The sequence below is a fragment of the Variovorax sp. RA8 genome, from assembly GCF_901827175.1.
Taxonomy (GTDB): Bacteria; Pseudomonadota; Gammaproteobacteria; order Burkholderiales; family Burkholderiaceae_C; genus Variovorax.
On the sequence record NZ_LR594662.1, the window covers coordinates 5,056,447 to 5,080,286 of the forward strand.

Sequence of the window (23,840 nt, forward strand, 5' to 3'; positions counted from 1 at the left end):
CGCCGGTGCCCGCTTCACTGGCGCCGCGTTCGCGCGTCAACCCCACGGAGGAAGAAGTAGACGGACAGCTGCGCGACTGGCAGGGTGCCCGAACCGGTCAGGGCAGCAACCCTGTGGCAACGGTCGGATGCCGCAAGCGTACGCGCAGCTCCCGCTTGAGCCGCTTGTTGTCCAGCCGGCGCGACTCGCTCATGAAGCTCATCTGCGACAAAGGCAGTTGCGCCTGGGCTTCCTCGCGTGCAATGCGAGGCGGCCGCGGCAGGCCGTAGAGGTCGGCTGCGAGGTCGATGTAGTCGCCGATCTTGAGCTCGCTGTCGTCGCTCGCATGGAACACGCGCTGCGGGCCGCCGCGCCAGAGCGCCGTCACGCAGACGCGCGCCAGGTCGTCGGCGTGGATGTGATTGGTGTAGACATCGTCCTCCGTGCGCAGAACCGGCGTGCGCTTGTGCAGCCGCTCGCGCGGGGTGCCGCCTTCGCGATCCGGCGCATAGATGCCCGGAATGCGCAGGATGCGCGTCGCGACGCCGGTGCGGCCCAGCCAGCGCACGGCGCGTTCGGCATCGACGCGGCGGTGCGCGCGGGGTGTGCCGGGCCGCACGGCGCGCGTCTCGTCGATGCGCGCGCCGCCGCAGTCGCCATAGACGCCGCTGGTCGAGCCATAAACGAGGGCGGCCGGCGGCGTGCGCAGGCGCAGTGCGCGCACCAGCGCGGCGGTGCGGTCGTCGCGCCACCCGCGCGCGCCTTCCGCGCGCGCGGGTGGTGCGAGGTGCAGCACGCGCGTGGCCAGCCCCGAGAGGCGGCGCAAGGTGGCGGGCCGGTCGAGATCGGCCACGATCGGCGTGAGGCCGGCCTTCCGCAGCGCGACCACCCGGTCGGGCGAGGAGGTCAGCGCGATCAGGCGCACGCGGCCGCGCAGGGCGCGTGCCGCACGCAGGCCGACATCGCCGCAGCCGACCACGAGCACGCGCTCGCGCCGGAAGCGGGTAGGCCTGCTGCCGAACGGGCTGTTGAATGCGGGCAAAATCGATTTCCTTTTGCTGAACAAGAGACGAAGAATACCCATGACAAGCGCAGCGCCGCACGAGGCGGGCTTTCACATCACGGTCGAGCCAAGCGGACGGCGTTTCACCGCGCACGCCGACGAAACCATTCTCGCGGCAGGTATCCGCCAAGGCATCGGCCTGCCCTATGGCTGCAAGGACGGGGCCTGCGGTTCCTGCAAGTGCAAGAAGCTCTCGGGCGAGATCACGCTGCGCATGCATCAGAGCAAGGCGCTGAGCGCGGAGGAAGAGGCGGCGGGCTACGTGCTGACCTGCTGCGCGACGGCACACAGCGACGTAGTGCTGGAGTCGCGCCAGGTCACCGACGCCAATGCCTTCCCGATCCGCAAGATGCCAGTGCGCGTGCAGTCCATCGTGAAGAAGTCGCACGACGTGGTGATGCTGCGCCTGCAGCTGCCGGCAGGCGAGCCGCTGCAGTTTCATGCGGGCCAGTATGTCGAGTTCATCCTGCGCGACGGTACGCGGCGCAGCTATTCGATGGCCAACGCGCCGCACACGCTGAGCGAGCCGGGCACCGGCATCGAATTGCATATCCGGCACCTGCCGGGGGGCAAGTTCACGGACCACGTGTTCGGCGCGATGAAGGAGAAGGAGATCTTGCGCATCGAAGGGCCCTACGGCAGCTTCTTCCTGCGCGAGGACTCCGACAAGCCGATGATCCTGCTGGCCTCGGGCACCGGCTTCGCACCGATCAAGGCGCTGCTGGAGCACATGAAGTTCAAGGCCATCGATCGGCCCGCCGTGCTGTACTGGGGCGGGCGGCGGCCCGAAGACCTGTACATGGACGACTGGGTACGGTCGGCGATGGAGGCAATGCCGAACCTGAGCTATGTTCCGGTGGTCTCAAATGCGGTACCGGACGACGACTGGCGCGGACGGACCGGCTTCGTGCATCTGGCGGTGATGGAGGACTTCGCGGACCTGTCCGCCCACCAGGTATATGCCTGCGGCGCCCCCATCGTGGTCGAGTCCGCGAAGCGGGACTACGTGGCGCAGCGAGGCCTGCCGGAGGACGAGTTCTTCGCGGATGCGTTCACGACGGAGGCAGACAAAGCGCTGCCTTGAACGGGAGAGGGAGTAATACCGAGGCCTCGTCGCTTCGCGTCCACGCACAATCGGGCCTATGAAAACCAGAGACTTCCTCCTCACCCTCCTCGCTTCCACGGCCCTCCTTGCCACCACCCACGCCTCGGCCCAGTCGGCGCAACACCCGATCCGCCTCGTCGTCCCCTACGCCGCCGGCGGTCCGATCGACGTCACGGCCCGCGTGCTGGCCGAAAGGGTCAAGGACACGCTGGGGCCCGTCATCATCGACAACAAGCCGGGCGCCGGCGGCAACATCGGCGCCGACGCGGTGGCGAAGGCCGCACCCGACGGGCTCACGATCGGCATCGCGGCGACCGCGACCAACGCGGTCAATCCCTGGCTCTACAGCAAGATGCCCTTCGACGCCGCCACCGCCTTCGCGCCCATCACGCAGATGGTGCGGGTGCCCAACGTGCTGGTGATGAACGCGGAAACCGCGCAGCGCCTGAAAGTCAACAACCTGCGCGACCTGATCGCCTACGCCAAGGCCAACCCCGGCAAGCTCAACTACGGCAGCGGCGGCAACGGCAGCGCCGGCCACCTAGCGGGCGAGATGTTCAAGAAGGAAGCCGGCATCTTCGCCGTGCACATTCCCTACAACGGCGGCAACCCGGCGCAACTCGCCCTGCTGTCGGGCCAGGTGGACTTCAATTTCGACAACCTCGCGACCGCCGCGCCGAACATCCGCTCGGGCAAACTGAAGGCGATCGCGGTGACCACCGCCGAGCGCAGCAGCGCGCTGCCCGAGGTGCCGACAGTCGCCAGCACGCTCAAGGGCTTCGCCATCGACACCTGGTGGGGCCTGGTGGCGCCGGCAGGCACGCCGACGCCCGTGCTGGACAAGCTCAACCGCGCCTTCGTTACGGCACTCAACGCGCCCGAGACCAGGACCCGCTTCGCCTCGCTGCTGGCCGAGCCGGTCGCGAACACGCCGGATCAGTTCGGCGCGTTCATGAAAAGCGAGCTCGCGAAATACGAGAAGGTGGTCAAGGCCACCGGCGCAAAGGTCGATTGATCCGCAGGCTGGGGGAGCGCTACTACTCCCCTAGATACGCGGCGCGCACCTTCGGGTCGCTCAGCATCACCTTGGCATCCCCGCTCATGGTGATCAGCCCCGACTCCATCACGTAGCCGCGATCGGCCAGCTGCAGCGCGCGGCTGGCGTTCTGCTCCACCAGGAGCACGGTGACGCCCTGGTCGTAGACCTGCTTCACCACCTCGAAGATCTTGTCGACCATGATCGGCGATAGGCCCATCGAGGGCTCGTCGAGCAGCAGCACCTTGGGGCGCGCCATCAATGCGCGGCCCATCGCGAGCATCTGCTGCTCGCCGCCGGACATCGTGCCGGCCAGCTGCGTGGCGCGCTCCTTCAAACGCGGGAAGGTGGCGAACACGCGGTCGATGTCCTTGGCGATCTCGGCCTTGTCCTTGCGGATGTAGGCGCCGATCTGCAGGTTCTCGGTGATGGTCATGCGCGTGAACACGCCGCGCCCCTCGGGCACCATCACCAGGCCTTCGCCCACCAGATCCCAGGCGCCGCGGCCCTTGATGCTCTTGCCGAGGAACTCGATGTTGCCCGCGACGAAGGGCAAGGTTCCGGTGATGGCTTTCATGGTGGTGGTCTTGCCGGCGCCGTTGGAGCCGATCAGCGAGACCAGCTCGCCCTCTCGCACCTCGAAATCGATGCCCTTCACCGCCTGGATGCCGCCGTAGGCGACCTTCAGGCCGCTCACTTTCAAAAGCGTTTGCGCCATTTTCAATGTCCTCCCGTGCCGAGGTAGGCCTCGATCACTTTCTCGTTTCTCTGAACGTCCGCCGGCGTGCCTTCGGCGATCTGCTTGCCGTAGTCGAGCACCGTCACGCGGTCGCACAGGCCCATCACCAGCTTCACGTCGTGCTCGATCAGCAGGATGGTGCGGTCGTCCTTGCGGATGCGGTCGATCAGCTCGCGCAGCAGCACCTTCTCGGTGGCGTTCATGCCGGCCGCGGGCTCGTCGAGCGCGATCAGCTGCGGGTCGGTGGCGAGCGCACGGGCGATCTCGAGTCGGCGCTGGTCGCCATAGCTCAGCGTGCGCGCCTTGTAGTCGGCGTACTTGCCGATGCCCACGTAGTCGAGCAGTTCATGCGCGCGCTTGGCGATCGCCTCCTCCTCGGCCTTGAAGCGGCCGGTGCGGAACATCGCGCCCAGCACGCCCGAGTGCGTGCGTACGTGGCGGCCGACCATCACGTTCTCCAGCGCGGTCATTTCCGAGAACAGGCGGATGTTCTGGAACGTGCGCGCGATGCCGGCCTTGGCGACTTCGTGCACGGCGGTGGGCTGGTAGGGCTTGCCGCCCAGCTCGAAGCTGCCGCTGTCCGGCGTGTACAGGCCGGTGATGACGTTGAAGAAGGTGGTCTTGCCGGCGCCATTGGGGCCGATCAGCCCGTAGACCTGGCCGCGGGTGATCTTGATTCCCACGTCGGACAGGGCCTGCAGGCCGCCGAAGCGCTTGGAGATGCCGCGGACATCGAGGACGGTGTCAGTCATGCTGGTGCTCCCCGCGTTCACGGATTGATGGACATGGGGCGCGAGGCACCACCGGGCAGTTCGTCGGCGGGCGTCTCGACGCCTGGCGCGGCGCCGGGCATGCCGGATGCCGTCGCGGGCGCACCGCCCTTGCGCTGCAGCGACTTGCCGTGTTCCGGCGAGGGCCAGAGGCCGCGGGGACGTACCAGCATGATGACGATCATCGCCAGCGCGATGAAGAGCTGGCGCAGGATCGAAGCGTCCAGGCGTCCGTCGGTCATGGCCTGAAGCGGCCCGGCCACATAGCGCAGCACCTCGGGCAAGGCGGCCAGCAGCACCGCGCCCAGGATCACGCCCGGCAGGTGGCCGATGCCGCCCAGCACCACCATGGCGACGATCATCACCGACTCCATGAGGCTGAAGGACTCGGGCGAGACGAAGCCCTGGAAGGCCGCGAACATGGCGCCCGAGACGCCGCCGAAGCTGGCGCCCATGCCGAAGGCCAGCAGCTTCATGTTGCGGGTGTTGATGCCCATGGCCTTGGCGGCGATCTCATCCTCGCGGATCGCCATCCAGGCGCGTCCGATGCGCGAGAGCTGCAGCCGGTGCGAGATCAGGATGGTGATGAGAACCAGCGCGAGGAACAGGTAGTAGTACAGCGAGACCGAGGAGATCGTGTAGTCGCCGAGCTTGAGCGGCCTGCCCAGGTTGAGGCCCCAGAAATGCACCGGGTCGATGGCGGTAATGCCCTTGGGCCCGTTCGTGAGGTTGAAGGGATGGTCCAGGTTGTTGAGGAACACGCGGATGATCTCGCCGAAGCCCAGCGTCACGATCGCGAGGTAGTCCCCGCGCAGCTTCAGCGTAGGTGCGCCGAGCAGCACGCCGAACAGGGCGGCAAGCCCGAAGGCCGCGGGGATCACGAGTAGCAGCGAGCTGTGCAGGCCGTTGGGGAACATGGCCTTCATCGCCGGGAAGGTGTCCGTCAGGTGCGGCGAGCCGAGCAGCGCGAAGAGGTAGGCGCCGATCGCGAAGAAGGCCACGTAGCCCAGGTCCAGCAGGCCGGCGTAGCCGACCACGATGTTCAGGCCCAGTGCCAGCAGCACGTAAAGCAGCGCGATGTCGGCGATACGGACCCAGGCGTTGCCCTGGCTCTGCAGCAACAGCGGCAGCACCAGCAGGCCGACGGCCGCGATCGCGATGTAGACGATTTTTTTCATGTCTTTCATGGCGCGCCCTCCCTCAGGCCCGATCCGCTACCCGCTCGCCGAGCAGGCCCGAGGGCCGCAGCGTGAGCATGATGATCAGCACGACGAAAGCGAAGATGTCGCTGTAGTGGCTGCCCAGCACGTCGCCGGTGAGCGCGCCGATGTAGCCCGAGCCGATGGCTTCTATCAGCCCCAGCAGGATGCCGCCGACCACTGCGCCGGCGAGGTTGCCGATGCCCCCGAATACCGCCGCGGTGAAAGCCTTGAGGCCGGGGATGAAGCCCATCGCATGCTGCGCAATGCCGTAGTTCGAGGCATACATCACGCCCGCCACTGCCGCCAGCACGGCGCCGATGATGAAGGTGGCCGAGATGACCATGTCGGGCCGGATGCCCATCAGAGCCGCAACGCGCGGATTCTCCGCGGTGGCGCGCATCGCGCGGCCAAGCTTGGTGTAGTTGACCAGCCACATCAGTACAACCAGGCAGAAGGCAGTCACGCTGAGAATCATGACCTGCGTCGGCGAGATGACGGCGCCGCCGACGTGAATCGGCGTGGTGGACAGCAGATTGGGGTAGGCCTTATTGGTGGGCTTCCAGATGATCATCGCCAGTGTCTGCAGCAGGATCGACATGCCGATGGCGGTGATCAACGGCGCCAGCTTGGGGCTGTTGCGCAGCGGCCGATAGGCCACCTTCTCGATCGTGAAGTTGAGCGTGGCGGCGACCACGCAGGCGATGATGAGCGCGAGGATGAGGATGATCCAGCCGGGGGTGCCGGGCATCGCGGTCTGCATCCAGCCGATGATGGTCCAGCTGGTCAGCGCCCCGACCATGAGGACTTCGCCGTGCGCGAAGTTGATGAGGTTGATGATGCCGTACACCATGGTGTAGCCCAAGGCTATCAAGGCGTACATGCTGCCGAGAACCAGACCGTTGATGATCTGCTGCAGCAAGATGTCCATAGAGAATCCCTTTTTGTAATAAGACGCCCTTGGTTGGCGCCCGACGTACCAGGTGCACCGGTTCGGCGCCCTGGCTTCGCTTAGCAAAAAACCCGCCAGCATGTATCGACGGCGGGTTTGTGGCCGGGATTGTAGTCACGCCGGATCGCCATTTTTGTGCACGGCGCCCGGGGTTTTCCCGCTGGCGCGGGGAATTCGCGGCGTCTCGGAGTCAAGCCCGTATCAGCTGCGATACACCGCGTATCAACGGCCCGCGTCTTCGTTGCGCTTGCGCAAATCTCGTAGTTTCTCGCCGATGCGGATCTCGAGTCCGCGCTCCACCGGCCGGTAGAAGGGCTCCCGAGGCTCCATGCCGTCGGGCAGGTAGCGCTCGCCGGCCGCGAAGCCGCCTTCCTCGTCGTGCGCGTAGCGATAGCCCTTGCCGTAGTCGAGCTGCTTCATGAGCCGCGTCGGCGCGTTGCGCAGATGCAGCGGCACGGGGCGCGTTCCGTCCTGCTGGATGAAGGCACGGACCTCGTTGTAGGCCTGGTAGACCGCATTCGACTTGGGCGCGATCGCGAGGTAGAGCACGCACTCGGCTAGCGCCAGCTCACCCTCGGGCGAGCCCAGGCGCTCGTAGACCTCGGCCGCGTCGAGCGCAAGTCGCAGCGCGCGCGGATCGGCCAGGCCTATGTCCTCGCTGGCCATGCGCACCAGCCGGCGCGCCATGTAGCGCGGGTCGGCGCCGCCATCGAGCATGCGCACGAACCAGTAGAGCGCTGCATCGGGGTCGCTTCCGCGCACCGACTTGTGGAGCGCGGAGATGGTGTCGTAGAACTGCTCACCGCCTTTGTCGTAGCGGCGCATGCGCTCCCCGAGCACGCGCACCAGCCAGTCGTCGCCGATGTCGTCTCGCTTCTCGGCAGCGGCGGCAACGGAGAGGGTTTCGAGCGTGTTGAGCAGCCGGCGTGCATCGCCGTCCGCGTAAGCCACGAGCCGCTCCACCGCCTTCGGCTCGATGGCGGGCACGGCCTGGATGTCCTGTGCCCGGACGACGATCTGGCGCAGATCCTCCTCGGTCAGCGACTTCAGCACATACACCGCTGCGCGCGACAGCAGCGCCGAGTTGACCTCGAAGGACGGATTCTCGGTGGTGGCACCAATGAAGGTGAACAGGCCCGATTCCACGTGGGGCAGGAAGGCGTCCTGCTGACTTTTGTTGAAGCGGTGCACCTCGTCGACGAAAACGATGGTGCGGCGCTGCTCCAGGCCGTCGCGCGCGGCAGTCGCGCGCTCGACCGCGTCGCGGATATCCTTCACGCCGCCGAGCACCGCGCTGATGCTGAGGAACTGCGCATCGAAGGCATCGGCCATCAGCCGCGCGATGGTGGTCTTGCCGGTGCCGGGCGGGCCCCACAGGATGCAGGAATGCGGCTGGCCCGATTCGAAGGCGATGCGCAACGGCATGCCCGGGCCGAGCAGGTGCCGCTGGCCGATGACCTCGCCCAGGGTCTTGGGGCGCAGGCGCTCGGCCAGGGGTTGATGAGAGGTCGGAGCCATGGAAGCCGTAGTGTCGCGCAAGCGTCGCGCGACGCTCCGGTCGGCAGGCGGCGTCGCCGCCAGCGCACTATTGCCGAATCACGTCGGCACCGGCCGGCGCCTTGAACTGGAAAGTGCTCGCGGGCAGCGGCGGATTCACCTCGACCTTGCTGAACTTCAGCACCGACCTCTGGCCGAAGCTGTCGAGAATCTCGAGCGAGGCCAGGGCGTCGCCCTGGAAGCCGATCTGCACGTTCTGCAGCTGGCCGTCCTTGTTCTTCGGGCTGGCCTTGACCCATTGGAGGCCGTCGCGTTCGGGGGTGCCCTCGAGCGTGAAATCGGCATGCAAGGCACGCAGATCGGGCGCGGAAGCGATCAGCGCCGCCGGGGTCGAGCCCAGCGCCTGGGATTGCTTGCGCTGCGTGACCTGGTTCAGGTCGGCGTCGTAGAGCCAGAGCGTCTCGCCGTCGGCCACGATGCTTTGCGCAAAAGGCTTCTTGTAGTCGAACTTGAACTTGCCAGGCCGCTGGAATTCGAAGGTGCCGCTCGACACCTTGGCGCGCGAGGGCTGGCCCTCCTTTGGCGGCGCGGTCACCGTCTGGGTGAACTCGGCGCGGCCCGATTTCGCGTTCTTGACGAAGGCTTCGAGACTTTCCATGCCGCCGGCCCACGCGCCGCCGGCGGCCATCACGCAAAAGGCGACAAGCGGTATCTTCTTCAACAGCATCCCTGTACTTCCGTCATTCGGCACGCGCCGGCACCAGGATCTCGCGCTGGCCGCTGCCGCTCATCGCGCTCACCAGCCCGGCGTGTTCCATGTCCTCGACCAGCCGCGCGGCGCGGTTGTAGCCGATCTTCAGGTGGCGCTGCACCAGCGAGATGCTGGCCTTGCGGTTCTTGAGCACGATCTCGACCGCCTGGTCGTACATCGGGTCCTTTTCGCCGCCTTCGCCGCCGCCTTCACCGAGTAGATCGCCATCGCCGTCGACGGTTCCCCCTTCGAGCACCCCTTCGATGTAGTCCGGTTCCCCTTGGGACTTGAGGTAGGCGACGACACGGTGTACCTCGTCGTCGCTCACGAAGGCACCGTGCACGCGCACCGGCAGGCCGGTGCCGCTCGGCATATAGAGCATGTCGCCCATGCCCAGCAGAGCCTCGGCGCCCATCTGGTCGAGGATGGTGCGCGAGTCGATCTTGCTCGAGACCTGAAAGGCGATGCGGGTGGGAATGTTGGCCTTGATCAGGCCGGTGATCACGTCCACGCTGGGCCGCTGCGTGGCGAGGATCAGGTGGATGCCGGCGGCGCGCGCCTTCTGCGCAAGGCGGGCGATCAGCTCCTCGATCTTCTTGCCCACCACCATCATCAGGTCGGCGAGTTCGTCGATCACGACCACGATGTGGGGCTCGCGCTTGAGCGGCTCGGGATCGTCCGGCGTCAGGCTGAAGGGGTTGTAGATGAACTCCTCGCGCGCCTTCGCCTCGTCGATCTTGGTGTTGTACCCCGCAAGGTTGCGCACGCCCAGCTTGCTCATCAGCTTGTAGCGGCGCTCCATCTCGGCCACGCACCAGTTGAGGCCATGTGCCGCCTGGCGCATGTCGGTGACCACCGGTGCGAGCAGGTGCGGGATTCCCTCGTAGACCGACATTTCCAGCATCTTCGGATCGATCATGAGCAGGCGTACATCGCGCGCCTCGGCCTTGTAGAGCAGGCTCAGGATCATCGCGTTGATGCCTACCGACTTGCCGGAGCCGGTGGTGCCGGCCACCAGCACATGCGGCATCTTCGCGAGGTCGGCAACGACCGGGTTGCCGATGATGTCCTTGCCCAGGCCCATCGTGAGCATCGACTTGCCCTCGTTGTAGATCTGCGAACCGAGGATTTCGCTGAGCCGGATCGACTGGCGCTTGGCGTTGGGCAGCTCGAGCGCCATGTAGTTCTTGCCCGGGATGGTCTCGACCACGCGGATGGAGACCAGCGACAGCGAGCGCGCCAGGTCCTTCGCCAGGTTGACGATCTGCGAACCCTTGACGCCGGTGGCCGGCTCGATCTCGTAGCGCGTGATCACCGGGCCGGGAGAGGCCAGCACCACGCGGACCTCCACTCCGAAGTCCTTCAACTTCTTTTCAATCAGGCGCGAAGTCATTTCCAGCGTGTCGGCCGACACGGTTTCCTGGCGTCCCTGCGCGGCATCGAGCAGGTCCACCTGCGGCAGCTTGCTGTCGGGCAGCTCGCGGAACAAGGGCTTCTGGCGTTCCTTGGCAACGCGGTCGCTCTTTGGCACCTCGGTCATGGCGGGCTCGATCTGCACCGGCGGTGCAGGCGGCCGCCGCTTGAGGCGCGGCACGATGCGCAACTCCTCGTCGGGCGAATCGGGCTCGTCGCCCTGCTCCACAGAAGCCAGTTCCTCGCGCTCGCGCACCGCCTTCTTGCCCATCGCGATGTCCTCGGCGATCTCGCGCTTCTCGCGGCGCGACTCGAAGAGCGAATACAGGCGCGAACCAATGCGCTCGGCAATCTGGCTCCAGGAGAAGCGGAACACCAGGGCCGAGCCGATCACGCCGGCAGCGATGGCGATCAGCGCCGAGCCGGTGAAGCCCATCCACTTCACGCTGAGCGGACCGACCAGATAGCCGAGCACGCCGCCGCCATGGCCGGGCAGGTGCGATTCGAGCCGATAGAGGCGCGACCATTCGAGCACCACGCTGGCGCACAGCAGCAGCACCAGGCCGAACCAGAAGGCCACGCGGCTGCGGTTGAAGCGGCCACGCGGCGGCTGCTCGTGCGCAGCTTCGCTGCCCCGCATCCAGCCGGCCAGCGAGGACAGCCACACGCGCAGGCCGGCCGCAAGGCACCACCAGACCGAGTAGCCGGCGAGGAAATAGCTGGCGTCGGCCAGCCATGCGCCGATGCGGCCGCCCCAGTTCTTGACCTCGCCGCCAGTACCCGAGGTGGACCAGGCGGCGTCCGACGGCGTGAAGCTCAGCATGGCGAGCAGCCAGAACAGCAGCGCGACGAAGCCGGCGATCAGCGTGATCTCGTGCGCGAAGCGCATCGCGCGCGTCCGCACGGGCTGCGTTTCGCCTGACGCGGAGGATTGAAGGGTATTGAGCGAATAGGTCATGGAAGGCACGGCTGCCGGCCCGCCGGAACGGGCAGGCAGCGCACTGAAACTACAACGAACACCATCGCGGCCGCGTTGTCATCGGGGCCGGCGATGCTAAGGCCAGCGGTCCGCGAGGCCGCAGGCCGGAGGGTCAGGCAAGCGATGAGAGGCGTTCCTTGACGATCATGGAGCCATCGGGCTGCGTCTGGACGAAGCCTCGTTCCTCAAGGTCCTTCATGACACGGCTGACCATCTCGCGCGAGGCGCCGACCATCTTGGCCAGGTCCTGGCGCGAGATCTTGTCACGCACCTTGAGGTTGCCCGCGCCGTCGTCCACCGCGAATTCGAGCAGCGAGCGCGCCACGCGGCCGTAGACGTCCATGAGGGCCAGCGATTCGATCTTGCGATCGGCATGGCGCAGCCGCGAGACCAGGCCGCGCATGATGTTGTAGGACATCGAGGAGTTCTCGGGCAGGCAGCGGGCGAAGGCCTCGCGACCGAGCATCAGCACGTCGGTCTGGACCTCGGTGCGCACCGTGGCCGAGTGCGGCTCGTCGTCGATCATGCTCATCTCGCCGATGTAGTCGCCCGGGTGCAGCGTCGCGAGGATGACCTCGCGCCCGCGGCTGTCTGTGCTCATCACGCGCGCGCGGCCCGTGAGGATGATGTAGAGCGCATCCGACTTCTTTCCCTGCTCGACAACCACTTCGGCGCGCTTGAAGCGCTTCTTCACGATCGCATCAGCGATGCTCGCCGATTGAGCCGGCGTGAGCGCAGCAAACAGCGGCACGCGGCGGAGCAATTCAAGATTGGACAGCATCGACATTCATCAATCCCCGGATCTGTCGCGCGATTGAAAATGCCCATGCATTAATACAATCGCACGCATTGATAACACCCCGCGCCCGGTCTTGAACCGAACGGTGATACTCCATATCTATCACCCTTGAAAATGTACACGCTGATGCAGCGTCAAACCTAGGTTTTCTACTCATGTCGTCCTCTCCACGCCACGCGAAGGTACTCATTCTGGGCTCGGGCCCTGCCGGATATACCGCTGCAGTCTATGCGGCGCGCGCCAATCTGCAGCCCATGCTCATCACCGGCATCGCCCAGGGCGGTCAACTCATGACCACCACCGAGGTCGACAACTGGCCGGCCGACGTGCATGGCGTCCAGGGGCCGGATCTGATGCAGCGGTTCCTGGAGCATGCCGAGCGCTTCAAGACGGAAATCGTCTTCGACCACATCAACAAGGTCGACCTGAGCAAGCGCCCGTTCACGCTGACCGGCGACAGCGGCACCTACACCTGCGATTCGCTGGTGATCGCCACCGGCGCCTCCGCCAAGTACCTCGGCCTCGACTCGGAGCAGCACTTCATGGGACGCGGCGTTTCCGGCTGCGCGACCTGCGACGGCTTCTTCTACCGCGAGCAGGAAGTGTGCGTGATCGGCGGCGGCAACACCGCCGTGGAGGAGGCGCTCTACCTTTCGAACATCGCGAGCAAGGTCACGCTGGTGCATCGTCGCGACAAGTTCCGCGCCGAGCCGATCCTGATCGACAAGCTCCATGAGAAAGTCAAGGAAGGCAAGATCGAACTGAAACTGCACAGCACGCTGGACGAGGTGCTCGGCGATGATTCGGGCGTGACCGGCATCCGGCTGAAGAACACCCAGACGGGAGCGACCGAGCAGGTCGACCTCAAGGGCTGCTTTATTGCGATCGGCCACCACCCGAATACCGACATCTTCCAGGGTCAACTGGAGATGAAAGACGGCTACATCCTCACCCGCTCGGGCCTGCAGGGCTTCGCGACCATGACCAGCATCCCGGGTGTCTTCGCGGCCGGGGACGTGCAGGACCATGTGTACCGCCAGGCGATCACCAGCGCCGGCACCGGCTGTATGGCGGCGCTGGATGCCCAGCGCTTCCTGGAGCAGGACGGAACTCTCTGAGCCGAGCACGGGTGTTGGGACTATAATTCGAGGCTTTGCCGAACTCGGACCTCTGCTTTGTCTTGGGTGCGAAACGCTCGGTAAGCCGGGATACCGCCACCCGATTCTGGCGAGGTCAAGCTGCAACCCACCCCCGCAATCCTTGCGCCGGGTGCCAGCTGTTCAAGAAAGAGTTCCACATGGCACGCGTATGCGAAGTCACGGGCAAGGGCCCGATGGTCGGAAACAACGTTTCCCACGCCAACAACAAAACCAAGCGCCGGTTCCTGCCGAACCTGCAATACCGCCGCTTCTTTGTCGAGAGCGAAAACCGCTGGGTGCGCCTGCGTGTTTCGAGCGCCGCGCTGCGCCTCATCGACAAGAAGGGCATTGACGCCGTGCTCGCGGACTTGCGTGCGCGCGGCCAAGCCTAAGGAGCTGAATCATGGCAACGAGCAAAGGCGGACGCGAAAAGATCAAGCTGGAATCCACCGCGGGTACCGGCCATTTCTACACCACCAGCAAGAACAAGAAGACGATGCCCGAAAAGATGTCGATCATGAAGTTCGACCCGAAGGCACGCAAGCACGTCGAATATAAGGAAATCAAGCTGAAGTAATTCGGCGGATTTCGCGATAAAACCCGCTGGGATCCAGCGGGTTTTTTTCTGCCTGCATTAATAAAAAGCCGGCTCGAAAGCCGGCTTTTTATTTAGGGCCCAGGCCCGGATGACAGGTCAGGCGCGTGCGGCGCGCAGTCGGGTCGAGAAGTCGCGCAGCCCCGCAATGCCGCTGGCTTCCGCGCGATGGCACCAGGCAGCCAGATCGGCGGCCAGCTGTTCGCGCGACTGCGAGGTGTTGAGCCAGAGCTGGCGCAGCTCCTCGCGCATTGTCACCATCTTGTCCAGCACCGGGTGGGCCGCACGGGCCTGCACCAGGTTCGAACGGACAGTGGCCGGCACCTTGTCGTCGTCGCGATGCAGCCAGCGCTTGGCGGCCTTCAGCGCAGACAGGTCGGCGCCCTTGTCCTTGAGCAATGCCAGTTCCTGCTTGGTGGCGCGGCGCATCTCACGGGCGTACCCGGCCATCACTTCGTAGCGATTGGCGATGACGGCTTCCAGCGTCTTCTCGTCGGCCACCGGCTGGATGTCGCCCAACTGCATCTTCGGCGGGACCTTCTTGACCTTCGCCCAGCCGATCTTTTGCATCAGGCTGATGTAGATCCAGCCGATGTCGAACTCGTACTTCTTGACCGAGAACTTGGCCGAGGTGGGATAGGTGTGGTGATTGTTGTGCAGTTCCTCGCCGCCGATGATCAGGCCCCAGGGCATGATGTTGCGGCTGGCGTCGGGTGCCTCGAAGTTGCGGTAGCCCCAGTAATGGCCAATGCCGTTGATGACGCCGGCCGCAGTGATCGGGATCCACAGCATCTGGACCGCCCAGACCGCCATGCCGAGCGCACCGAAGAGCGCCAGGTTGAGCACCAGCATCAGGCCCACGCCCTGCCAGCTGTAGCGCGAATAGAGATTGCGCTCGAGCCAGTCGTCCGGAGTCCCGTGGCCGTAGCGCTCCATCGTCTCCTTGTTCTTCGACTCGGCGCGGTACAGCTCGGCGCCGCGCCAGAGCACCTCGTCGATGCCCTTGATCTGCGGGCTGTGGGGATCTTCCTCGGTCTCGCACTTGGCGTGGTGCTTGCGATGGATCGCCACCCACTCCTTGGTCACCATGCCCGTGCCGAGCCAGAGCCAGAAGCGGAAGAAATGGGAAGGGATCGGGCCCAGATCCATGGCCCGGTGCGTCTGGGTGCGGTGCAGGAAGATCGTGACCGCAGCGATGGTGATGTGCGTGGTGAACAGCGTGTACAGCACGACCTGCCACCACGTGAGATCCCACAGGCCGTTCCCGAGCCAGTCGATGGCCGCGCTCAGGAGGGCAGAGTCAGGAAGCAACATTGAATTCGGTACTCCATGGCCGCACGAAGGTGCAGCCTTCAGGTAACCGTTGATTTTAAAGGGCGGCTCTTCAAAAAGGGGGCTAAATCCTTGATCTATAGCAAGTATTCACCCGTCTTTGAGGGTTCGCCCCTATTTCCGCTGCCAGACTGCGGCAAAAAAGCCGTCGGTGGAATGACGATGCGGCCAAAGCCGCAGATAACGCCCCCCGGCTTCGCCGCCAGCGCAGAGGTTCTCGGGATCGGCCACCTTCAGGGCGCCGAGCAGCGGCGCGACATCGAGGGCCTCGAATTCCGGATGGGCGGCGCCGAAGGCCTCGGCAATGGCCTCGTTCTCCTCCGGCAGCACGCTGCAGGTGGCATAGATCAAGCGCCCCCCGGGCTTCACCAGCCGCGCGGCGCTCTGCAGGATCGCGGCCTGCTTGGCGGTCAGCTCTTCGATGGCCTTGGGCGACTGCCGCCATTTGAGGTCCGGATTGCGGCGCAATGTGCCCAGGCCCGAGCAGGGCGCGTCCACCAGCACCCGGTCGATCTTCCCCGCCAGGCGCTTGATGCGTTCGTCGCGCTCATGGGCGATCGCCGCGGGATGCACGTTCGACAGCTTGCTGCGCGCCAGCCGCGGCTTGAGCGCGTCGAGCCGGTGCGCCGAGGTGTCGAAGGCATAGAGCCGCCCGGTGCTGCGCATGGTTGCGCCGATCGCGAGCGTCTTGCCGCCGGCACCAGCGCAGAAATCGACCACCATTTCGCCGCGCTTGGCGTCGAGCAGCAGGGCCAGCAGTTGAGAGCCTTCGTCCTGCACCTCGACTGCGCCGCGGGCAAAGGCGTCGAGCTTGGCGAGCGCCGGCTTGCCGTCGATGCGCAGCCCCCAGGGCGAGAAGGGTGTGACGGTGGCCTGGACGCCGGCCAGCGCCAGCTCCTTCTGCACATCGGCTCGCTTGTCGGTCAGCGCGTTGACCCGGAGATCCAGCGGCGCGGACTGCTGCAGGCTTTGCACCAGCGGCCAGAAGCCTTCGCCTAACTGCGCCTTCAGCGGCGCGACCAGCCACTCCGGCAGGTTGTGGCGATGGCGCTCCAACAGGTCCTCGGGCTTGACGCCATCGCACTGGTCGAGCCAGCGCTTCTCAACGTCGCTGAGCGCGCTCTTGAGGAAGTCACGCGGCCCGTAAAAGCCGAGGATCGCCATGCGCCGCTCCTTCGGTCCGCTGCCCGAGGGCGACAGATGGTCGAACAGCAGCTTCTTGCGCAGCACGGCGTAGACCGTCTCGGCCAGCGTGGCGCGCTCGCGCGGCCCCAGATGGCGATGCTCGCGGAAGTAGCGGGAGACGACCTGGTCGGCGGGATGTTCGAATTTGAGGACCAGGCCGACCAGGTCGGCGCAGGCCTCGAGGAGGGCTCGGGGATGCATGCCCCGATTGTCTCAGCCGGCCGTGCGCGTCCAGACGGGGGCGAAAGCCTGCTGCTCGATCTCCGCAAGCGTCGGGGAATGCCCCGCCCACAGCACCAGCGCGGCACCCGGCAGGCTCAATGTCTGCTCGAGCTCGCGGCACAGGTTCCAGCGCTCCTCGTCGGACCGCCCGGGCACCTCAAGGAACACCACATAGGCGCGGCGCCACGGGAACTCGCGCAGGTTCTTGCGCACCAGCCATGCGCGCGCGACGGCGTTGCAGCGCACCAGGTCGGCCCGCAGTTCGCCGAGCTCGAAGTCGTTCAGGTCGTGGTGGGCGATCTGGCTGAAGAACGGCGTGCTCGTGATCTCCTCCCAGGCGCGCTGCTCGGCTTCTTCCGCGGCCTTCATCCGCTCGCGCCATTGCTTGAGTGACGCCTCATCGTGCGGACCTGCATCGGGATCCTCGAGCAGCGCAACCGCATTCCGCGCCGCCCACCATCGGCTGGCGGTGCTGGACTCGTGCAGCCGGTGCAGCACTGCGAGCCGGGCGGTGCGGTCCTTCGGCGGCAGCATCTGCGCCAGGCCCCGCAGGGCACCCGGGTGATCGGGCGTGATCTGCAGGGCACGCTCGTAGTGCCGGCGCACGTTGGCGCCGGCGTCCAGACGGCGCTCGCAATCGGCCCATTCGACCATCTCGTCCGCGTTGTTGCGCCCGGCACCGGCCGCCAGGGCGCCCGCACGCTGCCGCACGCGCTGGAGGTAGGCATGGTGCTGCTTCCAGTCAGCGGCATGCGCGCGCCGCCAGTCGGCGTCGAAATGCTCGATCCAGCGGGCCCGGTCGGCCAGCAGGCCGAGCGCCGATTTCGCCGACCAGGCCGGCAGCGCTGCCTTCTCGTCGAGCGCCTCGAGCCGGTCTCGCAGCACCGGATGGGTGTCGTCGATGTCGCTCACGCGCCGCAGCGCGCCGCGCAGCGCCTCGCGTGCCACGCCCGGTGCAACGGGCTCGATCAGTTGCACCTCCATCGACGCGAAGGGGCCGGCCGGCAGCGCCTCCGCGGACGCCCGTGCCCAGTGGGCGAGCCAGAACTCGTTCGCATACCAGTTGCTCTTGACGGCGATCTCGGTCAGCGCTGCGGCCGCCACGCCGGGCCCGAGCAGGCGGGCCGAGACGCGGTCAGCCTCGTACTCGTCCTGGCGCGCCAGCGCGAAGGTCTTGGCGGCGAAGCGCGGGAAGTACCAGCGGAAGAAGGCCTGCGAGGCCAGTGCCACGACGCCGCTGTCGTTCTGCAGATTGGCATCGAGCTTGAGCCAGGACAGGCGCGTTCGGTAGATCCAGGCGCTCAGCTTGCCGTGGTTCCCGCGCAAGTGGCCGTACTCGTGGGCGAGCACCGACAGCAGCCGGCGCCGGTCCAGCGCCATCAGCAGCGGCAGTCCCACGCTCAGGTAGTTGACCGCGCCGCCGAAGAGGCCGAAGCGCGGCAACTGCCGGATGCTGGCGTTGAACTCGCCGTCGAGATAGACATGGTGGACCGGCGGTCCGTCGATCTTCTGGCGGATCCGGTCCAGCCCTTCGAAGAGCAGCGGCGCATCCTCGGGCGCAAGCCGCACGCCCTGCGGCTCCTCCAGGCGCACCCACAGCGCACGCAACGTGGCCCACAGCAGGCCAAACGCGAAAAGCAACAGCCAGCCGCGCGTGAAATTGAAGCGCCCCTGCCCCAGCGAGAGGAGCACCCACGCGATGATGCCGACCGCCAGCGCCAGGCAGGCGATCACCCACAGATAACCCAACGCGGCGAAGATCGCGACCCCGCGGCGATAGCCCTGGCTGTCGTCCGCACTGGCATGCTCGCTCAATCGCACGAGGTGAACAAAATCGGCGCGATCCATTTCCGACCTTTCAGACGCTCGAACACGATGCCCAGCCCGACCGACGACCACCTGCCGCCCCTGATCGAGACCCCTCCCGGCCGCTATCGCCACTACAAGGGCGGCGAATACGAAGTGCTGGGCACCGTACGCCACAGCGAGACCCTGGAGCCGATGACGCTCTATCGAGCGCTCTACGGCTCGAACGGGTTGTGGGTGCGTCCCGCCGCGATGTTCGGCGGGACCGTGGAGATCGACGGCCACCCCCAGCCGCGCTTTGCGCGGATTGCATAGAGCAGGAGTGGCGCCGCAAGGCAGCTTTCCTCAGCCGCAACGCACGGCCGTCACGCGGACGCGCGCATCGACGACGAGGTTGAGCCGGCCACCGTTGAACTCCATCGTGACCGCCTGATCGGGCTTCAGTGTGCGCACGCTCTGGGCCCCGGCGCGAACCCGGGCGGCCGCCTCGAGTTGCGGCGTCGCCGCCTGACCGACCGCGAACCGGGCGTCGTCTGCCCGGCATTGCACCAGCGGCTCGGCGGCCGGAGCAGCTCCGACGGGCGCAGACGTCGGGGCTGGCGCGAGTGCAGGCGCAGCCGCGGGCGCCGGCGCGGCGCAACCGGACAGCAGCGCGGCAGCAGCCAGCGCAAACACGGCCAAAAAACGACTTTTCACGACGTGGCTCCCCAAGGGAAAGCGAGATTGTGTCAGTTTGTTTCTGACAGCCAGCTTGCAATGGCCTGCGGGTAAACCCTGTGCTCTTGCGTCAGTACTCGCGCGGCGAGACTCGCTGGCGTGTCGTCCGGGAGGATCGGCACCACCGCCTGGGCCAGGATCGCCCCATGGTCGAGTTCGACCGTCACCTGGTGCACGGTCAGCCCAGCCACCTTGCAGCCCGCCTCGATAGCGCGTCGATGCGTGTGCAGACCCGGAAATGCCGGCAGCAGCGAGGGATGGATGTTGAGCAGGCGCCCCTCGTAGTGAGCCACGAAGCCCGGCGTCAGGATGCGCATGAAGCCTGCCAGCACCACCAGCGCCGGCACATGCACGTCGATGGCGTCGGCCAGCGCCGCATCGAAGGCCTCGCGGCTCGCGAAATCCTGGTGCGGGATCACCGCCGTCGCGATGCCCCGCGCCTGCGCGAGGGCCAGGCCTCCCGCATCTGCCTTGTTGCTGATCACCGCGGCCACCCGCGCCCCGAAGCGCCGCGCCCACTGCTCGCGCTCGGCGGCGCGCACGATGGCCGCCATGTTGGAGCCACTGCCGGAGATCAGGATCACGATGTTCTTCATGGGAGGCGGGATTATCTTTGCTGCTGGTTTCCACCCGGTCGGTTTGTCTCCACGCTGACAGGCCAACAAGCACGACCGTGCTAAAACTGATTGGTTCGACAGACCGACGCGCCGCCTTGGTGGCGCCCGACCAACACAGCGAGGCAACGCATGGATTTGAGCTTCACGCCCGAGGAACAGAAGTTCCGCGAAGAGATTCGCGCCTGGGTCAAGGACAACCTACCCCAAGACATCTCCCACAAAGTGCACAACGCGCTGGAGCTCACGCGCGACGATATGCAGCGCTGGGCCAGGATCCTCGGCAAGAAGGGCTGGCTGGGCTACGGATGGCCGGTGGAGTTCGGCGGCCCGGGCTGGACCGCGGTGCAGAAGCACCTGTTCGAGGAAGAGACCGCGCTGGCTGGGGCGCCGCGCATCGTGCCGTTCGGCCCGGTGATGGTGGCGCCGGTGATCCAGGCCTTCGGGAACGCCGAGCAGCACAAGCGCTTCTTGCCTGGCATCGCCAGCGGCGAGGTGTGGTGGAGCCAGGGCTACAGCGAGCCCGGCTCGGGTTCGGACCTGGCCTCGCTCAAGACCCGGGCCGAACGCAAAGGCGATAAATACATCGTCAACGGCCAGAAGACCTGGACCACGCTGGGCCAGTACGGGGAATGGATCTTCTGCCTGGTGCGCACCAGCAGCGAGGGCAAGCCGCAGACCGGCATCAGCTTCCTGCTGATCGACATGAAGTCACCCGGCGTCACCGTGCGTCCGATCAAGCTGATGGACGGCGGCCACGAGGTCAACGAAGTGTTCTTCGACAACGTCGAGGTGCCGGCCGAGAACCTCATCGGAGAGGAGAACAAGGGCTGGACCTACGCCAAGCACCTCCTGTCCCACGAGCGCACCAACATCGCCGACGCCAACCGCGCCAAGCGCGAGTTGGAGCGCCTCAAGCGCATCGCCAAGCGCGAGGGGCTGTGGGCATCTACCGGAGGGGATTCATATGCTCAGCGCTTCCGCGACGAAATAGCCAAGCTCGAGGTCGACGTCATTGCGCTCGAGATGCTGGTGCTGCGCGTGCTGTCTGCCGCGACTTCCGGCAAGAACTCGCTGGACATCGCGGGCCTGCTCAAGATCCGCGGCAGCGAGATCCAGCAGCGCTACTCGGAGCTCATGATGCTGGCGGGCGGCCCCTTCGCGCTGCCGCTGATCCGCGAGGCCATGGCCGCGGGCTGGCAGGGCGACTTCCCCGGCGGCCACCCCGAGCTGGCGCCGCTGGCGACGACCTACTTCAACATGCGCAAGACCACCATCTACGGCGGCAGCAACGAAGTGCAGCGCAACATCGTCGCTCAGACCGTCCTCGGTTGAGCGCCACACAGCAGGAAGGAACGAGACGATGGATTTCAATTTCAGCGACGACCAGCAGCAGCTTCGCGACGCCGTCGCCAAGTGGGTCGAAAAAGGCTACGCCTTCGAGCGCCGCCGCGGCATCGAGGCAGAGGGCGGCTTCTCGCGCGAGGCCTGGGACGAACTCGCAGAGCTCGGCCTCTGCGGGCTCTACATTCCCGAAGAAGAAGGCGGCCTGGGCATGGGCCCGGTCGAAGGCATGGTGGTGATGGAAGAGCTGGGCCGCGGAATCGTGCTGGAGCCGCTCGCCCAGTCCTTCATCGCCGGTGCGGTGCTCGCCGGCCATGCCGACGAGGACACCAGGGACAACTGGCTGCCCCGCATCGCCGGGGGCCAGGCACTGGTCGTGCTGGCTTACCAGGAGCGCAAGGGGCGCTATCGGCTCGACGTCTGTGCAGCCACGGCGACGAAAGACGGCGACGCATGCCGGTTGAGCGGCAGCAAGAGCCTGGTGCCGGCCGGCGACGAGGCCGATGCCTTCATCGTGCCCGCCCAGCTGGACGGAACGATCGCCCTCTTCCTCGTGCCACGCTCCGAGGACGGCGTCGCCACGCGCGGCTACGGCACGCAGGACGGCAGCCGCGCCGCCGAGGTGGTATTCGACAAGGCCGCCGCCACGCTGGTCACGAAGGACGGCCTGCCGGTGCTCGAGCACGCAGTCGACATCGGCATCGCCGCCACCTGCGCCCAGGGCGTGGGCGCGATGGAAAAGACCCTCGCCCTCACCGTCGAGTACATGAACACACGCAAGCAGTTCGGCGTGCCCATCGCCAGCTTCCAGGCGCTGCGCCATCGCGTGGCCGACATGAAGATGCAGCTCGAGCTGGCCCGCTCCATGAGCTACTACGCAGCCCTCAAGCTCAACGCCCCGCCCGCCGAGCGCCGCCAGGCGATGGCCCGCGCCAAGTACCAGTTGGGCCTGGCCATGCGCTTCGTCGGCCAGCAGTCGGTGCAGCTCCACGGCGGCATCGGCGTGACCGACGAGTACGTCGGCAGCCACTACTTCAGGAAGCTGACGCAGCTGGAGATGGTGTTCGGCGACACCTTGCACCACCTCGGCGAGGTATCGTCACGCATGCAGGACAGCGCCGGCGTCTTTGCATGACACGCAGAGCTGCTGTCTTTTTCCGATAGCATGCCGCGCCCGCCAGACCTGTGCTGGCGGGCGCTTTCTTATTGCGCCGGAGCTCCCATGCACACTCGCCGACATCTGATCGCCCTCAGCCTCGCCACGACCATGCTCGCCGCCTGCAGCTCCGTGCCCACCACGACCGATCGTCCGCCGATCGTCTTCATGCATGGCAACGGGGACTCGGCGGCGCTGTGGCAGACCACGCTGTGGCGCTTCGAGTCGAACGGCTGGCCGCGCGAGCGGCTGTTCGCGCCCGACCAGCCCTTTCCGCTGGCGCGCGACGACGACGGCGTGGCACAGCCGGGGCGCAGCTCGACCGCCGAATCGATGGCCTTCCTGAAGGCCGAGGTCGAGCGCGTGCTGAAGGCCACCGGCGCGCCCAAGGTGGTGCTGGTCGGCAACTCGCGGGGCGGCAACACCATCCGCAACTATGTGCAGAACGGCGGCGGCGATCGGGTCGTCAGCCACGTGGTGCTGGGCGGCAACCCGGCGCATGGCATCTGGGCCGTCAAGGGCTTGCGCGAGGGCAGCGAGTTCTCGGGCCTGAGCCCTTTCATCCAGCGGCTCAACGCGCCGAAGAACGCGGCCGGCGACGAAGTCACGCCGGGCGTGAAGTGGTTGACCTTGCGCTCCGACAACAACGACAAGTACGCCCAGCCCGACGGCGTGTGGATTGGCGCCAAGGGCACGGCCACGAACATCGGCTTCGATGGGCCGGCACTCAAGGGCGCGACCAACATCGCGCTACCCGGCGTCGACCATCGAGAAACTTCCTTCTCGCCGGCCGCTTTCGATGCGACCTGGCGCTTCCTGACCGGCCAGGCGCCACGAACGCTGCAGCCGGCGGCAGAACCGACCGTCACGCTGTCGGGCCGGGTCACGGGCCTCGGGCTCGATCCTCTCGATCCAGCCAGCGGCGCCTTCGTCAACAACCTGCCACTGGCCGGCGCGCGGCTCGCCATCTACGCCGTCGACGCCCGGACCGGTGCCCGCCGTGCCCAGGCCGCCTGGGAGCAGACCATCGGTGCGGACGGCCGCTGGGGTCCCTTTCCCGGGCAACCGACAGCCGCCTACGAATTCGTCCTGAGCGCGCCGGGCTACGCCACCACGCACATCTACCGCAGCCCTTTCCCGCGATCCAGCGCCGTGGTGCAATTGCGGCCCGAACGCCTTGCCGAGGCCGACCGCGATGCCAAGGCCCTGGTCATCTTCACGCGGCCGCGCGGCTACTTCGACGTCCGGCGCGACACCATCCGCTTCGACGGACAGCGCGAACTACCCGGCGTTCCGCCGCTGGGCGCCGGCGTATCGAGCTCGAAGCTCAAGCTTCCGAGCGATGTTCCTCGCAGCGTTGTTGGCGAATTCAATGGCGAGCGGGTGGCGGGCCAGAGCTGGCCGGCGGCGCAAGGCCATGTCAGCGTGCTCGAGCTCACCTACTGAGG

Annotated in this window: 23 protein-coding genes; 9 read left to right on the plus strand and 14 right to left on the minus strand. The window is 66.5% G+C overall.

Going from position 1 to position 23,840, the window contains the following annotated elements; translation table 11 throughout:
• Positions 1-97 precede the first annotated feature (97 nt).
• Positions 98-1,021 (minus strand): SDR family oxidoreductase, encoded by a 924-nt coding sequence (locus tag E5P3_RS23860; RefSeq protein WP_162588209.1) that lies wholly within the window; start codon positions 1,019-1,021, stop codon positions 98-100.
• A gap of 40 nt (positions 1,022-1,061) precedes the next feature.
• Here E5P3_RS23860 and E5P3_RS23865 point away from each other — a divergent pair, with 40 nt between their 5' ends.
• Positions 1,062-2,126: a CDP-6-deoxy-delta-3,4-glucoseen reductase gene (locus E5P3_RS23865; RefSeq protein ID WP_162588210.1), complete on the plus strand. Its 1,065-nt coding sequence runs from the start codon at positions 1,062-1,064 to the stop codon at positions 2,124-2,126.
• A 58-nt stretch (positions 2,127-2,184) separates the two neighbouring features.
• Positions 2,185-3,162, plus strand: coding sequence for a Bug family tripartite tricarboxylate transporter substrate binding protein (locus E5P3_RS23870; RefSeq protein WP_162588211.1), 978 nt, complete (start codon positions 2,185-2,187; stop codon positions 3,160-3,162).
• Positions 3,163-3,184: 22 nt separating this feature from the next.
• Here E5P3_RS23870 and E5P3_RS23875 read toward each other — a convergent pair whose 3' ends face one another.
• The 8 genes from E5P3_RS23875 to E5P3_RS23910 form a co-directional block, all read right to left on the minus strand.
• Entirely contained in the window at positions 3,185-3,901 is a 717-nt protein-coding gene (locus E5P3_RS23875; RefSeq protein WP_162588212.1) for an ABC transporter ATP-binding protein, read from the minus strand.
• 2 nt (positions 3,902-3,903) lie between these two features.
• Entirely contained in the window at positions 3,904-4,674 is a 771-nt protein-coding gene (locus tag E5P3_RS23880) for an ABC transporter ATP-binding protein (protein ID WP_162588213.1), read from the minus strand.
• A gap of 17 nt (positions 4,675-4,691) precedes the next feature.
• The gene (locus tag E5P3_RS23885; RefSeq protein ID WP_174263095.1) at positions 4,692-5,879 is read right to left on the minus strand and encodes a branched-chain amino acid ABC transporter permease; all 1,188 of its coding nucleotides are present in this window, start codon (positions 5,877-5,879) and stop codon (positions 4,692-4,694) included.
• A 13-nt stretch (positions 5,880-5,892) separates the two neighbouring features.
• Entirely contained in the window at positions 5,893-6,822 is a 930-nt protein-coding gene (locus tag E5P3_RS23890) for a branched-chain amino acid ABC transporter permease (RefSeq protein ID WP_162588214.1), read from the minus strand.
• A 243-nt stretch (positions 6,823-7,065) separates the two neighbouring features.
• The gene (locus E5P3_RS23895) at positions 7,066-8,361 is read right to left on the minus strand and encodes a replication-associated recombination protein A (RefSeq protein WP_162588215.1); all 1,296 of its coding nucleotides are present in this window, start codon (positions 8,359-8,361) and stop codon (positions 7,066-7,068) included.
• A gap of 67 nt (positions 8,362-8,428) precedes the next feature.
• Entirely contained in the window at positions 8,429-9,067 is a 639-nt protein-coding gene (lolA, locus tag E5P3_RS23900; RefSeq protein ID WP_162588216.1) for an outer membrane lipoprotein chaperone LolA, read from the minus strand.
• A gap of 13 nt (positions 9,068-9,080) precedes the next feature.
• Entirely contained in the window at positions 9,081-11,462 is a 2,382-nt protein-coding gene (locus E5P3_RS23905; RefSeq protein ID WP_162588217.1) for a DNA translocase FtsK, read from the minus strand.
• Between the two features lie 133 nt (positions 11,463-11,595).
• On the minus strand, positions 11,596-12,270 hold the full coding sequence (locus E5P3_RS23910; protein WP_068681431.1) for a Crp/Fnr family transcriptional regulator: 675 nt from the start codon (positions 12,268-12,270) through the stop codon (positions 11,596-11,598).
• Between the two features lie 167 nt (positions 12,271-12,437).
• Between E5P3_RS23910 and trxB the strand changes: the two genes are divergently transcribed.
• The 3 genes from trxB (at position 12,438) to rpmG (ending at position 13,998) form a co-directional block, all read left to right on the plus strand.
• Complete coding sequence (gene trxB / locus E5P3_RS23915; RefSeq protein WP_162588218.1) at positions 12,438-13,400, plus strand: thioredoxin-disulfide reductase; 963 nt, start codon at positions 12,438-12,440, stop codon at positions 13,398-13,400.
• A gap of 179 nt (positions 13,401-13,579) precedes the next feature.
• Positions 13,580-13,813 (plus strand): 50S ribosomal protein L28, encoded by a 234-nt coding sequence (gene rpmB, locus E5P3_RS23920; protein WP_162576306.1) that lies wholly within the window; start codon positions 13,580-13,582, stop codon positions 13,811-13,813.
• Positions 13,814-13,824: 11 nt separating this feature from the next.
• The gene (gene rpmG, locus E5P3_RS23925; protein WP_007830291.1) at positions 13,825-13,998 is read left to right on the plus strand and encodes a 50S ribosomal protein L33; all 174 of its coding nucleotides are present in this window, start codon (positions 13,825-13,827) and stop codon (positions 13,996-13,998) included.
• A gap of 117 nt (positions 13,999-14,115) precedes the next feature.
• Here rpmG and E5P3_RS23930 read toward each other — a convergent pair whose 3' ends face one another.
• The 3 genes from E5P3_RS23930 to E5P3_RS23940 form a co-directional block, all read right to left on the minus strand.
• The gene (locus E5P3_RS23930) at positions 14,116-15,330 is read right to left on the minus strand and encodes a DesA family fatty acid desaturase (RefSeq protein ID WP_162588219.1); all 1,215 of its coding nucleotides are present in this window, start codon (positions 15,328-15,330) and stop codon (positions 14,116-14,118) included.
• A 132-nt stretch (positions 15,331-15,462) separates the two neighbouring features.
• Positions 15,463-16,734 carry an RsmB/NOP family class I SAM-dependent RNA methyltransferase gene (locus tag E5P3_RS23935; protein ID WP_162588220.1) on the minus strand — a complete coding sequence of 424 codons (1,272 nt, stop codon included), beginning with the start codon at positions 16,732-16,734 and terminating at the stop codon, positions 15,463-15,465.
• Between the two features lie 12 nt (positions 16,735-16,746).
• Positions 16,747-18,603 carry a M48 family metalloprotease gene (locus E5P3_RS23940; protein ID WP_162588221.1) on the minus strand — a complete coding sequence of 619 codons (1,857 nt, stop codon included), beginning with the start codon at positions 18,601-18,603 and terminating at the stop codon, positions 16,747-16,749.
• 27 nt (positions 18,604-18,630) lie between these two features.
• On the opposite strand from E5P3_RS23940, the gene E5P3_RS23945 reads away from it, so the two are divergent.
• Positions 18,631-18,876 carry a DUF1653 domain-containing protein gene (locus E5P3_RS23945; protein WP_162588222.1) on the plus strand — a complete coding sequence of 82 codons (246 nt, stop codon included), beginning with the start codon at positions 18,631-18,633 and terminating at the stop codon, positions 18,874-18,876.
• A 30-nt stretch (positions 18,877-18,906) separates the two neighbouring features.
• Here E5P3_RS23945 and E5P3_RS23950 read toward each other — a convergent pair whose 3' ends face one another.
• The gene (locus E5P3_RS23950) at positions 18,907-19,257 is read right to left on the minus strand and encodes an I78 family peptidase inhibitor (protein WP_162588223.1); all 351 of its coding nucleotides are present in this window, start codon (positions 19,255-19,257) and stop codon (positions 18,907-18,909) included.
• 32 nt (positions 19,258-19,289) lie between these two features.
• Positions 19,290-19,874, minus strand: a complete 585-nt coding sequence (gene purN, locus E5P3_RS23955; RefSeq protein ID WP_162588224.1) for a phosphoribosylglycinamide formyltransferase — start codon at positions 19,872-19,874, stop codon at positions 19,290-19,292.
• A 150-nt stretch (positions 19,875-20,024) separates the two neighbouring features.
• Here purN and E5P3_RS23960 point away from each other — a divergent pair, with 150 nt between their 5' ends.
• The 3 genes from E5P3_RS23960 to E5P3_RS23970 all read left to right on the plus strand — a co-directional run bounded on the left by E5P3_RS23960 (position 20,025) and on the right by E5P3_RS23970 (position 23,838).
• A complete protein-coding gene (locus E5P3_RS23960; RefSeq protein WP_162588225.1) occupies positions 20,025-21,227 on the plus strand; it encodes an acyl-CoA dehydrogenase family protein in 1,203 nt (400 codons plus the stop codon).
• Positions 21,228-21,255: 28 nt separating this feature from the next.
• Complete coding sequence (locus E5P3_RS23965) at positions 21,256-22,371, plus strand: acyl-CoA dehydrogenase family protein (protein WP_162588226.1); 1,116 nt, start codon at positions 21,256-21,258, stop codon at positions 22,369-22,371.
• A gap of 87 nt (positions 22,372-22,458) precedes the next feature.
• Positions 22,459-23,838 carry an alpha/beta fold hydrolase gene (locus E5P3_RS23970; RefSeq protein WP_162588227.1) on the plus strand — a complete coding sequence of 460 codons (1,380 nt, stop codon included), beginning with the start codon at positions 22,459-22,461 and terminating at the stop codon, positions 23,836-23,838.
• Positions 23,839-23,840 lie beyond the last annotated feature (2 nt).